General features: G+C 67.1%; 13 protein-coding genes. 8 read left to right on the top strand and 5 right to left on the bottom strand.

Annotated features, from left to right (window positions below; translation table 11 throughout):
- Positions 1-236 precede the first annotated feature (236 nt).
- Complete coding sequence (locus QW845_RS02295; protein WP_315800039.1) at positions 237-818, bottom strand: beta-1-3, beta-1-6-glucan biosynthesis protein; 582 nt, start codon at positions 816-818, stop codon at positions 237-239.
- A 377-nt stretch (positions 819-1,195) separates the two neighbouring features.
- Here QW845_RS02295 and QW845_RS02290 point away from each other — a divergent pair, with 377 nt between their 5' ends.
- Complete coding sequence (locus tag QW845_RS02290; RefSeq protein WP_315800428.1) at positions 1,196-2,776, top strand: beta-(1-6) glucans synthase; 1,581 nt, start codon at positions 1,196-1,198, stop codon at positions 2,774-2,776.
- Here QW845_RS02290 and QW845_RS02285 read toward each other — a convergent pair.
- The gene (locus QW845_RS02285) at positions 2,736-3,116 is read right to left on the bottom strand and encodes a hypothetical protein (protein WP_315800038.1); all 381 of its coding nucleotides are present in this window, start codon (positions 3,114-3,116) and stop codon (positions 2,736-2,738) included. The two genes, QW845_RS02290 and QW845_RS02285, sit on opposite strands and share 41 nt — an antisense overlap.
- A gap of 108 nt (positions 3,117-3,224) precedes the next feature.
- The gene (locus QW845_RS02280; RefSeq protein WP_315800037.1) at positions 3,225-4,559 is read right to left on the bottom strand and encodes a hypothetical protein; all 1,335 of its coding nucleotides are present in this window, start codon (positions 4,557-4,559) and stop codon (positions 3,225-3,227) included.
- Between the two features lie 135 nt (positions 4,560-4,694).
- Between QW845_RS02280 and glmU the strand changes: the two genes are divergently transcribed.
- Positions 4,695-6,041: a bifunctional UDP-N-acetylglucosamine diphosphorylase/glucosamine-1-phosphate N-acetyltransferase GlmU gene (gene glmU, locus QW845_RS02275; RefSeq protein ID WP_315800036.1), complete on the top strand. Its 1,347-nt coding sequence runs from the start codon at positions 4,695-4,697 to the stop codon at positions 6,039-6,041.
- Complete coding sequence (locus QW845_RS02270) at positions 6,016-6,252, top strand: hypothetical protein (protein ID WP_315800035.1); 237 nt, start codon at positions 6,016-6,018, stop codon at positions 6,250-6,252. Before glmU ends, QW845_RS02270 begins: the two co-directional genes overlap by 26 nt.
- Before the next feature lie 15 nt (positions 6,253-6,267).
- On the opposite strand, the gene QW845_RS02265 is transcribed toward QW845_RS02270, so the two are convergent.
- The gene (locus QW845_RS02265) at positions 6,268-6,498 is read right to left on the bottom strand and encodes a hypothetical protein (protein WP_315800034.1); all 231 of its coding nucleotides are present in this window, start codon (positions 6,496-6,498) and stop codon (positions 6,268-6,270) included.
- A gap of 239 nt (positions 6,499-6,737) precedes the next feature.
- Between QW845_RS02265 and glmS the strand changes: the two genes are divergently transcribed.
- The 3 genes from glmS to QW845_RS02250 all read left to right on the top strand — a co-directional run bounded on the left by glmS (position 6,738) and on the right by QW845_RS02250 (position 10,398).
- On the top strand, positions 6,738-8,564 hold the full coding sequence (gene glmS / locus QW845_RS02260) for a glutamine--fructose-6-phosphate transaminase (isomerizing) (protein ID WP_315800033.1): 1,827 nt from the start codon (positions 6,738-6,740) through the stop codon (positions 8,562-8,564).
- Positions 8,565-8,790: 226 nt separating this feature from the next.
- Positions 8,791-9,405, top strand: coding sequence for a LysE family translocator (locus QW845_RS02255; RefSeq protein ID WP_315800032.1), 615 nt, complete (start codon positions 8,791-8,793; stop codon positions 9,403-9,405).
- 195 nt (positions 9,406-9,600) lie between these two features.
- Positions 9,601-10,398, top strand: a complete 798-nt coding sequence (locus tag QW845_RS02250) for a DUF502 domain-containing protein (protein WP_315712018.1) — start codon at positions 9,601-9,603, stop codon at positions 10,396-10,398.
- Between the two features lie 44 nt (positions 10,399-10,442).
- Here the strand turns inward: QW845_RS02250 and QW845_RS02245 are convergent, their stop codons facing one another.
- Positions 10,443-10,817 carry a VOC family protein gene (locus QW845_RS02245; protein ID WP_315800031.1) on the bottom strand — a complete coding sequence of 125 codons (375 nt, stop codon included), beginning with the start codon at positions 10,815-10,817 and terminating at the stop codon, positions 10,443-10,445.
- A 278-nt stretch (positions 10,818-11,095) separates the two neighbouring features.
- Here QW845_RS02245 and QW845_RS02240 point away from each other — a divergent pair, with 278 nt between their 5' ends.
- Both QW845_RS02240 and QW845_RS02235 read left to right on the top strand, forming a co-directional pair.
- Positions 11,096-12,976 (top strand): autotransporter domain-containing protein, encoded by a 1,881-nt coding sequence (locus QW845_RS02240; protein ID WP_315800030.1) that lies wholly within the window; start codon positions 11,096-11,098, stop codon positions 12,974-12,976.
- Between the two features lie 164 nt (positions 12,977-13,140).
- Positions 13,141-13,995, top strand: a complete 855-nt coding sequence (locus QW845_RS02235) for an NAD(P)-dependent oxidoreductase (RefSeq protein WP_315800029.1) — start codon at positions 13,141-13,143, stop codon at positions 13,993-13,995.
- The last annotated feature ends 8 nt before the right edge of the window (positions 13,996-14,003 follow it).

Genomic DNA, 14,003 nt, shown 5'->3' with positions numbered 1-14,003 from the left:
GCGAAGGCGATCAGTCTCACGCCGTCACAGCCGAAGGCCGCGACGTCATACGTCATCCCAACAGAGCCCAATCCTGCTGAACGCTGCCTGAACCGGGGCGAGGCTCAGGCGCGCGTCGACGGCCTCGATCGTATCACGGCCGTATCCTGCCACGTGATCGGAGCGCTGTCATGCCGCACGCCGCGCATGGCGCCCGGTCGGCGGGATCGTGCGTCCTGCCTGCCGTCAGGCGCCGGTCACTTCGCCGGAGGCTGCGCGGGCGCCGGCGAGGCCGGGGGGGCGGGCTGCTGCGCCGGCGCCGGCGAAGCCTGCGCGGCCGGGGTCGAGGCCGGGCCCGGCGCAGGCGCCGCAGCCACCTGCGGCTTGGCATCCGGATTGATCCAGCAGCCATGGACGTGGTTGTTCAGCGAGTTCGGCACCTTCGGATCGATCTGCGGGATGAAACGCGTCAGGCAGCGGAAGGCGGCCTGGACGTGGCCACCGGGGCAGCCGAAGCGGTCATAGAGATCGAGGTGGCGGAAGGCGGTATCGAGGTCGTCATTGTACATCAGCTGGACGACGCGGCGGCCGAGCCAGACGCATTCGGGATTGCCGGCCGGCCCGCCAGAGAGCGCCTGGGACGCTTCGGTGAATTCGTCGGCCTTGCGCTGGTTCTCCTTCGACACGTCGGCCGGATTGGCCGCCTGCGGCTTTTGGTCCTGGGGATGGTCGCTGCCGCTCTGGGCGAGCGCGCCGGGGGCGCCGATGAGCAGCACGAGGCCCAGAGCCGCCGACAGGCGCGAAACCGAAAACTTGGAGTGGAGCACGCGTCGACCCATAAATTCCCCGATTGTTGCCTTCGTGCCGTCCCCTGACGGACGCAGTGTTGATGCCGATCAAATCAGCCCCGATTGCGGCGGGAGATTGATTCCGACTGTCGCAGAGCGTTCCTAACGGGCGCTTGCGCAGGGGTCCAGAACCTGGGTTGCGACGGCCGGGGTCAACCGGGATTCCCAATGACCGGAATCTCGGATTTTGTCCAGCAACGTACCAACTTTCTCGCGTCATCGTAAAAGGGTGATTTGGAGCGGGTACGCCCGGTGCGCCGTCGGGCCCGATCGCCTACTTGGCAGATCGCCGCCGACCGGGTAATCGACACCACCCTGCCTGGAGAACGGAACTGAAATCCCTCCCTACGCCGCTGGCGCTTCTGCTCATATCCTTGGGTGTCATCGCCGCCGCGTGGTGGTGGCTGGCCAAGCCGATCACGCTCGCGCGCGCGCCGATCGAGCCGGCCTCGAAGCTGCAGTGCGTATCCTATGCGCCGTTCCGCGGCCAGCAGAGCCCGCTCGATCCGACCACCCATATCGACGCCGACCAGATCGAGCAGGACCTGGTGCAGCTCGCCAAGATCTCCGAATGCGTGCGCACCTATTCGATCGAGAACGGCCTCGACCAGGTGCCGGGAATCGCCGCCCGGGTCGGCATCAAGGTGATCCAGGGCATCTGGCTCGGCTCAAACAAGCTGAAGAACCAGCAGCAGATCGGCATCGCGGTCGACCTGATCAAGCGCTATCCCGGCGTCATCACGGCGGTCGTGGTCGGCAACGAGGTGCTGCTGCGCGGCGAGATGACGACCGCCGACCTCGCCGCCACCATCCGCAGCGTCAAGGCGCAGGTCACGGTTCCCGTGACCTATGCCGACGTCTGGGAGTTCTGGCTGCGCAACCGCGAGCTCTACGACATCGTCGACTTCGTCACGGTTCATATCCTGCCGTATTGGGAGGACATCCCGGTGCGCGCGAAATTCGCCGCCTCCCATGTCGACGCCATCCGCCAGCAGGTCGGCGTCGCCTTTCCGGGCAAGGAGATCCTGATCGGCGAGACCGGCTGGCCGAGCGAGGGGCGCATGCGCGAGGGCGCGCTGCCGTCGCGCGCCAACCAGGCCCGCGTGGTCTCGGAGATCCTCTCGCTCGCCAAGCGCGAGAACTTCCGCGTCAACCTGATCGAGGCCTATGACCAGCCCTGGAAGCGCAAGCTCGAAGGCACCGTCGGCGGCTATTGGGGCCTGATCAGCGACGACACCCGCGCGCTGAAATATCCGCCGGGCCAGCCCGTCAGCAACTATCCGCTGTGGAAGCTGCAGATGGGCGGCGGCATGATCCTGTCCTTCGCGGTGTTCCTCGCCGGCTGGCTGACGGTACGGCGCCGGCCCTGGCCGCCGCACATCTCGGCCTGGATCGGCGTCGGCATCTCCGCGACCGCGGCCGGCGTGCTGTTCGGCATGGCCGCCGACAAGATGTTCTACGAGAGCCTCGGCATCGGCGGTTGGCTGCAATGGGGCGCGCTGCTCGCCGCCGGCGTGCTGGCGCCGATCCTGGCCGCCAATGCGGCGATGGCCGGGCGGCCGCTGCCGACCTTCCTCGACCTGCTCGGGCCGAATGACGGCCGCAAGCAGCTGAAGATCACCTACCTGCTGGCCCTGGTCCTGGTCGTGACCGTGCTGATCGCGGCCGAGACGGCGCTCGGCTTCGTGTTCGACCCGCGCTACCGCGATTTCCCGTTCGCCAGCCTGACCATGGCGGTGGTGCCATTCGCGATGCTGCTCGGCAACCGTCCGACGCAGGGCCCGCGGCCGATCGCCGAGGCATGCTTCGCCGGACTGCTGGCGATCTCCTCGGTCTACGTGATCTACAACGAGGGCCGCGACAACTGGCAGGCGATGTGGACCTGCGCGATGTATCTGCTGCTGGCGTTCACGCTGTGGCGGGCGCGGGCCGCGCAAAGCCGAGGATGAGCAGGCCGATCGCCAGCCCCGACAGCACGATGTTGTAGAGCACGATGCCGAGGCCGGCGGCGATCAGCCCGCCGGTCAAGAGCACGATCGACGGCCGCATCACGTGCAGCACCGCGATCACCAGCGCGGTGGCGCCGAACACAGAATTCTTGAACAGCGGGGTCGCCACCGCCCGGCTCTTGCAGGCCAGCGTCTGCAGGCCGGCGTCGCAGGCGAGCGCGACGCTCGACAGCTCGATCGCCAGATAGCGCAGATAGAGGGCATAGCCGACGGTGACGAAGCCGACGATCAGGAGCCATTGCACCTGATAGGGCGAGAGGCGGAACGGGGTCTTTTTCATGCGCCGGACTATGCTGCGGAAAGGACGTGCGGACAAGCCGCAAAGCCGGTTCGCGGACTGCTTTCACAATCCGTCCCAACCGGCTTTGACCGCTCGCTGATTTGAGACTCAGGAGCGGCGGAAGAACGACGACAGCGCCGACGGCTGCTCGGGCTTGGGCGCCTCGGCCGGCGGCGGCGACGGCGCGGCTGCCGTGGGCGGCGGCTCCTCGCGCTTGCCGTGGCGCTGCTGCTGGGCCTGCGGCTGATAGGTGCGCCGGCGCTGCACCGGCTTCGGGGCGGCGGCCGCGGGAGCGCCCGGCTTGGCCGCCTCCGGCTCCTCGCGGACCGCGAGGCGCTGGCCGTCATAGACGGTGGTCTCGCAGGCGCGCTGGCTCTCGGCGAGCACCGCGCAGATCTTCGCCGCCGTCGCCGCGTCACTCAACGGACCGGCGCCGAGCCGCAGCTGCATGCCCGGACCGCCTCGGCCTTCCTTGAGAATGACGATCGGCCTGAGCGAGGCGAGGTCGGCATGGGTTCTTACGAGGTCCCGCCACAGCGCCCGCAGGCCGCCGAGCGAGTTGGCCGCGCCGAGATCGACGGCAAATTCGGTCTTCTGGACCGCCGTGACCGCGGCGTCGGTGCTGTCACTGCCCTTGGCGCCGGCGGCCTCGGCGGGTTCAGCTCTTGCGAGCTTGTCGGTGTCGGCCGGCTTGCCGGCCGGGTCCGGTGCGCCAGCGGGCAGCGGCTTGGAACCAGCTGCTGCGACCGCAGGGGCGGGCGAGGCAGATGGTGTCGGGGACGGGGCCGCAGACACAGGCGATGACGAAGCTCCCGAGGCCGGCTCCTGCTTCGTCTTGTCGGCGCTCGCGGCAGCCGACGGAGCCACCGGCTGAGCCGGATTGGGTCCGGCCGCTCCGCTGGGAATCGGCATGAACGGGGACGCGTTCGCGAATGCCGGCAGGGGGCTGGGCGCCACGGAACTCGACGGAACCGCAGCCGGGGCGAGGGATTCCACGGCTGCGATCTGCGGCGCGGGCCCGGCCCTGCTGGCGGGATTCGGGGACGCCTGGGCGCTCTGCTTGGCCAGCGCGCCGGTCACCGAGTCCAATCCCTGCTCGAGCACGGTCACGCGCGCGTACAGCCGGTCCCGGTCGGTGTTGAGCGTCTCGATGGCCGCGCCGAGCTGGCGCGCCTCGCCCTGGGTCTCACGGGCCAGCGACTGCAGCAGTTGCGCCTGGCGCGACAGGTCGGCCGCAGAAACACGGTCCTGCCGCCATCCCTGTGCGGCCTGATTGGTGAAAACGGCCAGGCCGACGGCGCCGACGGCACCAGCCCCCCACCAGCCGAGCCGCCACAGCGCGCGGCGATCGAACTCGTTCTCGTCGGCAAACAGTCCAGACAGAGTCGTGCCCGTCTTCTCAGCTGCATTTGCGCCGGCGGATTTGCGGGAGTCCTTAGCCATGAACCTGCCTTAATCGAATCACGAAGCGAACATTAACAGGAAAACCACCAGGGGCTTCAGCCGGTGCGGTTTGCCCCGCGCAGAAAACGCATTATGACAGCGCGACCTATGCGCTCCCTTCATCCCAGGTGTTTCATGACCGCTCGATCCAGTCTGACCATCGTGCTTGCGGCAGGCGAGGGCACCCGGATGCGCACGAGCGTGCCCAAGGTGTTGCATCCCGTCGCCGGCGAATCACTGCTGGCGCACGTCCTGGCGGCGGCGCCGCATGGGGATGGCGCCCGCGTCGCGGTGGTGGTGGGGCCGGGGCACGAGGCGGTCGAGAAGGAAGCCCGGCGCCTGCGCCCGGATGCGGATATCTTCGTCCAGCGCGACCGGCTGGGGACGGCGCATGCGGTGCTGGCGGCGCGGCAGGCGATCGCGCGCGGCGCCGACGATCTGCTGGTCGCGTTCGGCGACACGCCGCTGATCACGGCCGAGACGTTCGCGCGGCTGCGGGCGGCGCTCGCCGAAGGCGCGGCACTCGCCGTGCTCGGCTTCCGCGCCGCCGATCCGACCGGCTATGGACGCCTGCTGCTCGACGGATCGAAGCTGGTCGCGATCCGCGAGCAGGCCGATGCGAGCGAAGCGGAGCGGGCGATCACGCTGTGCAATGCCGGGGTGATGGCGATGGACGGCCGTCGCGCGCTGGGGATCCTCGACAGGATCGGCAATGCCAACAGCAAGGGCGAGTACTATCTGGTCGATGCGGTGGCGATCGCGCGCGAGCAGGGGCTCGATGCGGTCGTGATCGAAACCTCCGAGGACGAGGTGCGCGGCATCAACACCAAGGCGCAACTCGCCGAGGCCGAGGCGGTGATGCAGACCCGGCTGCGCCGCGCGGCGATGGATGCGGGCGTGACGCTGATCGCGCCGGAGACCGTCTATCTCGCCGCGGATACGACGTTCGGCAAGGACGTGACCATCGAGCCGTTCGTCGTGATCGGCCCCGGCGTGTCGATCGGCGACGGCGCGGTGGTGCATTCATTTTCGCACATCGTGCAGTCCAAGCTCGGCCGCAACAGCCTGCTCGGGCCGTTCGCGCGGCTGCGGCCCGGAACGTCGCTCGGCGACGGCGCCAAGATCGGCAATTTCGTCGAGGCCAAGGCTGCGGTGCTGGAGCCGGGCGTGAAGGTCAATCACCTGTCCTATATTGGCGACGCCCATGTCGGCGCCAATACCAACATCGGCGCCGGCACCATCACCTGCAATTATGACGGCTTCAACAAGCACAAGACGAACATCGGCGAGGGCGCCTTCATCGGCACCAACACCTCGCTGGTGGCGCCGATCAACATCGGCGCGCGCGCCTATATCGGCTCGGGCTCGGTGATCACGCGCGATGTGCCCGACGATGCGCTGGCGCTGGAGCGCAGTCCGCAGACGACGCGCGAAGGCGCCGCGGCGCGATTCCGGAATGCCAAGCAACGCCACAAAAAATAGGCGCGAGCCGGGGCAGGGCAGCTTGGATTTCGGTCAACTGCTGTTCGATCTCGTCGGTGCGATTCTGACTGCGATCGTACGGCTAGCCATGTTTTCTGGCCGCGTCGTTTACGGCACGCTTGGTACAACTCCCCCTTTGGAGATCATGTTGCTGACCGGGCTCGGCATTTGGGCCCTGATCGGTGCGATCGCCGCTTGGGTCTTTCTATAGGCGCCACGCGCTTGTTCACTCTTCGTCGTCCTGGAACTCGGCGAACATCGCGCGCGTCAGGCGCCAGCCGCGGCGGGTGGCGTGCTTGACCGGCTCGTTCTTGCTCTGATGCTTGATCGGCATCGGCTTCAGCTCGTGACTCAGCGTCGGCGGCGGCCAGTGCGCCAGATGGCTCCCGGACGCCGGATGTGACAGGCTGAGCGAGCTGGTTCCCTTTGGATCAGTTGGGCGGCGGTAAAAGGCCATGGGTCATCTCCGACGCGATAGTCTTGTGCGAAAGCGTTGACCGCACGTTAAGCCCGCTCCGAACCGACCTCCGTGTCGAACCGGAGCTGCCGGCCTGCCGCGTGGTTAAGCCTCGCGTGAAGTCTTGCACTTAACCCTGTCGCAATCCGCAATAATTATTGAATCCTGAAAGCGCGCGGTTTTCGTTAAGACAATGCCACGCTTTTGAATCTCTCTCGACGATTTGGGGACTAGCGCTGATGTGCGGAATCATCGGGATCCTGGGACGCGGGCCGGTTGCCGAGCATCTCGTCGATTCCCTGAAACGTCTCGAATATCGCGGCTACGATTCCGCGGGTGTCGCCACGCTCGAGGGCGATCATCTGGACCGGCGACGCGCCGAGGGCAAGCTGAAGAACCTCGAGAAGCGGCTCGAGCAGCAGCCGCTGAAGGGGCACGCCGGCATCGGTCATACCCGCTGGGCCACCCACGGCAAGCCGACCGAGAGCAACGCGCATCCGCACGCAACTGACAATGTTGCCGTGGTGCATAACGGCATCATCGAGAATTTTCGCGAACTACGCGCCGAGCTCGAAAGGCAGGGCGCCAGGTTCGCATCCGAGACCGACACCGAGACCGTCGTCCATCTGGTCAATTCCTATCTGCTGAAGGGCCACACGCCGCAGCAGGCGGTCGCTGCGTCGCTGCCGCAGTTGAAGGGCGCCTTCGCGCTGGCCTTCCTGTTCAAGGGCCACGGCAATCTCCTGATCGGCGCCCGCAAGGGCTCGCCGCTGGCGCTCGGCTATGGCGACGGCGAGATGTTCCTGGGCTCGGACGCGATCGCGCTGGCGCCGTTCACCGACACGATCAGCTATCTCGACGACGGCGACTGGGTCGAGATCACCCGCGATTCCGGCATCATTCACGACGCCTCGGGCGCGGTGGTGAAGCGCGAGGTGCTGAAATCCGGCGCGTCGTCGTTCCTGGTCGATAAGGCCAATTATCGCCACTTCATGGCCAAGGAGATCCACGAGCAGCCGGAGGTCGTCGGCCACACCCTGGCGCGCTACGTCGACATGGGCACCGAGCGCGTGATGCTGCCGGCGCGGCTGCCGTTCGACTTCAAGGACATCCAGCGCATCTCGATCACCGCCTGCGGCACCGCGAGCTACGCCGGATTCGTCGCCAAATACTGGTTCGAGCGCTTCGCGCGGGTGCCGGTCGAGCTCGACGTCGCCTCCGAGTTCCGCTACCGCGAGGCGCCGCTTCGCAAGGGCGATCTCGCCATCTTCATCTCGCAGTCCGGCGAGACCGCCGACACCCTGGCCGCGCTGCGCTACGCCAAATCGCAGGGCGTGCATACGCTCTCCGTCGTCAACGTGCCGACCTCGACGATCGCGCGCGAGAGCGAGATCGTGATGCCGACGCTGGCCGGTCCCGAGATCGGCGTCGCCTCGACCAAGGCCTTCACCTGCCAGTTGATGGTGCTGGCGGCGCTCGCCATCGCCGCCGGCCGCGGCCGCGGCGAGCTGTCCGAGGCCGACGAGACCAAGCTGGTCCACGGCCTGGTCGAGGTGCCGCGTCTGATCGCGGCGGCGCTGACCACCGAGCCGCAGATCGAGAAGCTCGCCCGCGAGATCGCCAAGTCAAAGGACGTGCTCTATCTCGGCCGCGGCACCTCCTATCCGCTGGCGCTGGAAGGCGCGCTGAAGCTGAAGGAGATCTCCTACATCCATGCCGAGGGCTACGCCGCCGGCGAGCTCAAGCATGGGCCGATCGCGCTGATCGACGAGACCATGCCGGTCGTTGTCATCGCGCCGTATGACCGCGTGTTCGAAAAGACCGTGTCGAACATGCAGGAGGTCGCCGCGCGCGGTGGCAACATCATCCTGATGACCGATGCCAAGGGCGCCGAGGAGGCGACGGTGGACTCGCTGGTCACGATCACCATGCCGGACATGGCCGCGACCTTCACGCCGATCGTCTACGCCATCCCGGTGCAGCTGCTGGCCTATCACACCGCCGTGGTGATGGGCACCGACGTCGACCAGCCGCGCAACTTGGCGAAGTCGGTCACGGTGGAGTAGATACGCCGCCGCTTGCCGCGTCCAAGCGATGCTCTCGCGTCGCCTTGAGAACCAGTTGGGCGTGAGTTGCGACGCGGCCTCTGCACATTCGCTGTCATCCAGGCGAACGCCGGGATCCATAACCACCTCACTTCGTGGCTGGCAGCTCCAGCGAGGCCCAAACCACCTGCCGGGACGACGGCCGAGTTTGCCTGTGCTGTGGCGCAACTGATTGACAGGGATTCCGATGGCACTCGACACTTGGCTGCTGTTCCTGCTCACGAGCATCGGCATCTCGCTGACGCCCGGGCCCAACGGCCTGCTTGCCCTGACGCATGGCGCGCTGCATGGCGGTCGGAGGACGCTGTTCACGATCGCGGGCGGCCTGATCGGCTTCATCCTCGTCATCGCGCTGTGCATGTTCGGCATCGGCGCGCTGGTGCAAGCGTCGATCACCTGGCTCGTGGTCCTGAAGTGGGTCGGCGGACTCTATCTTGCCTGGCTCGGGATCAAGCTCTGGTTCGCGCCGCCGGTGGGCGTCGATCTGGCCGGCCAGACCGTGGCGGCGCGCCCGCACGCGCTGTTCCGCCAGGGCTTCCTGACCGCGGCCACCAACCCGAAATGCCTGCTGTTCTTCAGCGCCCTGCTGCCACAATTCATCGATCCCGATCGCAGCCTGGCGGTGCAGTTCGCCGTCGTGGCCGTCACCTATACGGTGACGGAGTTCGTCACCGAATACGCCATTGCCAGCGCGGCAGCCCAGGTTCGTCCGTGGCTCGCCCGGGTCGGGCGGCGCTTCAACCAGGTCTGTGGCGGCATCTTCGTGGCGGTCGGCCTGGCCCTGCCGCTGCGTAGCGCCTAGGGGCGGCGGGTTTGCCCTTTTGAGTGGCTCCTCGCCGCCGCAGGGATCGAAATCGACGGCTTGCGCGCTGACTTGGGGCCCGACTGCCGGGCCACAGGTCAGCGGCAAAGCGCGCCTGTGTCGGAAAGAGGGCCTTTGCCCTTCAAAAATCTGCTAAGACCCCTAGGTGAGATTTGATCCGACCCGGAAGTTCGCATGAGTTCCCGCGACGACCTGCCGCCTGAGACCGATCCCTTGGCCGATGCTCCGGCCGAGACGCCCCACCATGGGCTGATGTTCAGGTTTCGCAACTATTTCCTGACCGGCCTCGTCGTCGCCGGACCCGTTGCCATCACGCTCTACATCACCTGGTGGTTCGTGACCTGGGTGGACGGGCTGGTCCGGCCGTTCGTGCCGCTGGTCTATCGTCCGGAAACCTATCTGCCGTTCGGCGTGCCCGGCTCCGGCCTGATCGTGGCCGTGATCGGACTGACGCTGCTCGGCTTCCTGACGGCCAACCTCATCGGCCGCACCCTGGTCGACCTCGGCGAGCGGCTGCTCGGCCGCATCCCGGCGGTGCGGGCGATCTATCGCGGCCTCAAGCAGGTGTTCGAGACGCTGTTCTCGGGCAAGGGTTCGAGCCTGCGCCGTGTCGGCCTGGTCGAGTTTCCGTCGCCCGGCATGTGGTCGATCGTGCTGATCTCGCAGCCGCCGAGCGCGGAGATTTCGAGCCGGCTGCCCGGTGACGACGAGCAGATCTCGGTGTTCTTGCCGTGCGCGCCGAACCCCACCACCGGCTTTTTCTTCTATCTGCCGCGGAGCAAGATCATCGAGGTGGACATGAGCGCCGAGGACGCGGCGACGCTGATCATGTCCTGCGGCGTGGTGCAGCCGGGATCGGACCAGCAGAAAAAAGTCGCGGCGCTGGCCAACATGGCCAACGCCGCGCGCCTCGCCAACGCACCCGCGCAGCCATCGCCGCACCGCGAGCCCGAGCCGGCCAAGGCCGACTAGGCTGAAGGGCCGACTGGCGCGAAAGGCCAGCCACTGCGGAAGAGCTAGGCCGCATCCTGCGGAACGAACACGCGCAGGCGATGTCCATCCGGATCGAGCGCGACGAACGTCGTTCCGAAATCCATCCGCGTCGGCGCCTGCGCGATCGAAAGTCCGCGCGCCTTCCAGTCGTCGTGCAGCCTTTGGACCTCGCCGGCATCGCCGACCGCGAACGCGACCTCGCCGAAGCCTGCTGCGCCGGCCGCTGGCGGCTCGACCGTGTGCCGCGACCACAGGCCCAGCATGACGCCCTCGCGCAGCGGCAGCATGGCGAACGTCGGCGATTGTTCGATCACGGGCCGGCCAAGCAGATCCGCATAGAAGGCCGCGCTGCTCGGCGGGTTGTCGACGTAGAGGATCAGGAAATTGAACTCGGGCATCGTCTTTTCTCCGGTGGCGGCGCCGGCTGCGGCGCGTCAGCCACACGACTAGCCGAGCTCCCTGCCAGATTCTGTCAGCAGCCTTCGCGAGCACGGTCGGCGGCGGTCCGGTCCGCCCAGCGGGCAAACGTGCGCATCGCGGCACTTTGCACTGCATGATGATGCGAGGAAGGCACAGCCACGGATGTCGTCGTTCCTACAACCAGCGGGCGGTGGTGTTTCGAATGGTCACCATGGAAACATCGGGCAAACAAAAGTATGACGTTGGGGAAGCGCGTATGAGGCCTGTGAGTAGAACGACGTTGTTGTGCGTGGTCGCGCTGTCCGTAGCGTCGCTGCAACTGACCGGGCCGGCGGCAGCCCAGACCACCTATACGCGCATTCAGGCATTTGGCGACAGCTACGCCGATACGGGCAATCTCTGGACCTTCACCGGCGGGGCCGGCAAGCTGCCGCTCTATCCCACCGGCCGCTTCAGCGGCGGCACCAATTTCGTCGATACGACCTCGGCGCTGCTCGGCATTCCCCAGCTCAACTACGCGATCGGCGGCGCCATGGCCGGCAACACCAACGTGGTGGCGCCCGGCATTCCCGGCTTCTTCCAGGAGTGGAGCGGACTGACCGGCTTCTCCGGCAGGATCTCATCGACCGACCTCGTCGAAATTTCCGTCGGCGGCAATGACGCACGAGCCTACTACCGCGCCGGTGGCTCGCTCGCTGGAGCGCCGACGGCCGCGGCCGTCACGGCTCAGCAGGCCATGGCCGGCATCAACGCGCTGGTCGGGGACGGCGCGCGCAGCATCGTGTTCACGGCCGGCGATGTCAGCACCTTGCCGGAGGCCGTCGGCAACGCCAATGCTCCAGCCGGCAAGGCCTACAGCACGACCTACAACAGCCTGATGCAGCAGTCGCTCGCCGGCGTCGCGCGTTCGGGCGTACGTGTCGAGTATGTCGACACCGGACTGGTGGGGACGCTGATCCAGGCCAATCCGTCGCGCTATGGCTTCACCAATGTCGGCGCCTGTCCGATCGCCTGCATCGGCAATCCTGCGCTGCAGAACCAATACCTGTTCTATGTCGATGGCGTGCACCTGACGTCACACGGCTTCGAGGTGCTGGGCCAATATATCGTCAACCGCCTCAACGCGCCGCTGACCTTCGCGCCGCAAGGCGAGGTGGGGTCGATCACGGCGATGGGCTTCGCCTCGACCCTGTTCGGCAAGCTCGACATGTTCCGCGAGACCGCGGGCTTTGCTCCATCGACGATGAACGCCTATGGGGCAATGGGCCGCCCGTCCTACACCAAGGCGCCGCCGCTTGCGCCGGTCAGTCCATGGTCGTTCTACATGCAGGGCAATGGCGGCGTCAGCGACCGCCAGGGCAGCGCCGCCTCGAACGGCTTCAATCTCGACAGCATCGGCGGCACGATTGGCGTCGAGTACCGGCTGTCGGCGAACGCCATGATCGGCACCGCCTTCGACTACTCCAACCCGAAGGCGAGGCTGTTCAACAGCGCCGGCACCACGGATGCCAACTCCTATCAGTTCGGCCTCTACGGCGCCTGGGCCAGCAGCAACCTGTTTGCGGAAGCGCTCGCGACGATCGGCCATCAGGACTATCGCAACATGCGGCCGGGCGTCGTCGACACCATCACCTCCAATCCCGGCGGCACGACCTTCGTCGCGGCCGGCAAGGCCGGTTACCTGTTCGATGCCGGCACGGCAAAGCTCGGCCCGATCGGCGGGCTGACCTATGCCCGCGCCCGTGTCGACGGCTTCACCGAGACCGGCGATCCTGCGCTCACGCTCGCGGTCGGCTCGCAGACCGCCGAGACCCTGATCGGCAGCGTCGGCGTGCAGCTGCGCACCCCGTTCCAGTTGCAGGGCAACGTCATCAATCCGTACCTGAACCTGACGCTCGATGACGACATCATCGGCAACGGCCGCCTGATTCAGTACAGCGCGACGTCGGCGCCCGTCATCGTCAACAACTGGACCGTTCCGAACGGCACCTCGCACGACGTCTACGGCCGGGTGAGCGCCGGCGTCGTGGCGCCATTCTGGAGCAATGTGGCGCTGACGGCGACCGTGTCGCGCACCATCGGACGCACGGGTGGCGACGATTTCTTCGGCAGCGGAGGATTGAAGATCGCGTTCTGAGGTCTGCCGCGGCGGCCAGCGTTCTCGGGGGCTCTGAGGGGAGCGTTGAAGTTGCGGCCAAGGCGAGGGCAGCCCGGAAGGGCTGCCCTTCGTTTTCGTGCCTTCAATTTTGTCACGGGGTGCGCATAGTCTTCGAGACCATCGTTGGAACCGGAGCCGTCCTCATGCCCCCCAGCATTGCCGTCATCGCACCGGGCGCAATGGGCGGCGCGATCGCTGCCCGTCTCGTGGAGCACGGCTGCAACGTCCTGACGTCGCTCGAGGGGCGCAGCGCGGCGACGCGGGCGAGAGCGGCCGCATCCGGCATGATCGGCGCCAGCGATGCCGAGATCGCCAATGCGGACATCATCCTGTCGATCGTGCCGCCGGGCGAGGCCGTGGCGCTGGCGGAGCAGCTCGCGACGGTCATCAACCGGAATTCGAGGAAGCCCATCATCGTCGACTGCAATGCCGTCAACGTCGAGACCATCCGGACGATCGAGGATATCGTGCTGTCGTCGGGCGCGCGCCTGGTGGATGCCGCCATCATCGGCCTGCCGCCGAAGCCCGGCACGAAGGGACCGGCCTTCTATGTGAGCGGCGAGGCGTCCGCCGATGTCTCCGTGCTGGGCCAACTCGGGCTCGATCTGCGACGGATCGAAGGACCCATCGGCGCGGCTTCGGCGCTGAAGATGTCCTATGCCGGCATCAACAAGGGGCTGACCGGGCTCGGCGCCGCGATGGTGCTGGCCGCCACCCGCGCCGGCGCAGCGGACGCGCTGCGCGATGAGCTGGCTCTGAGCCAGCCGCACGTGCAGGCGCGGCTCGGCAATGCGCTGCCGGACATGCTGCCGAAGGCCTATCGCTGGGTTGCCGAAATGCGCGAGATCGCGGGCTTCCTGGGAGAGGATCATCCGGCGGCGCTGATCTACGAAGGGTTGGCCCGGCTGTTCGAGCATGTTGCAGCGGACGTGCAGGGGCAGGGCATCGAAGCCGCGCAACTGGTGGCGTTCGCGGAAAACTGCAAGGCGAGGACGTAGGCATCGTC

It is taken from the genome of Bradyrhizobium sp. SZCCHNS3002 (assembly GCF_032377435.1).
Taxonomy (GTDB): Bacteria; Pseudomonadota; Alphaproteobacteria; order Rhizobiales; family Xanthobacteraceae; genus Bradyrhizobium.
Note: the sequence above shows the minus strand (reverse complement) of the source record. Positions and strands in the feature narration are given on the sequence as shown.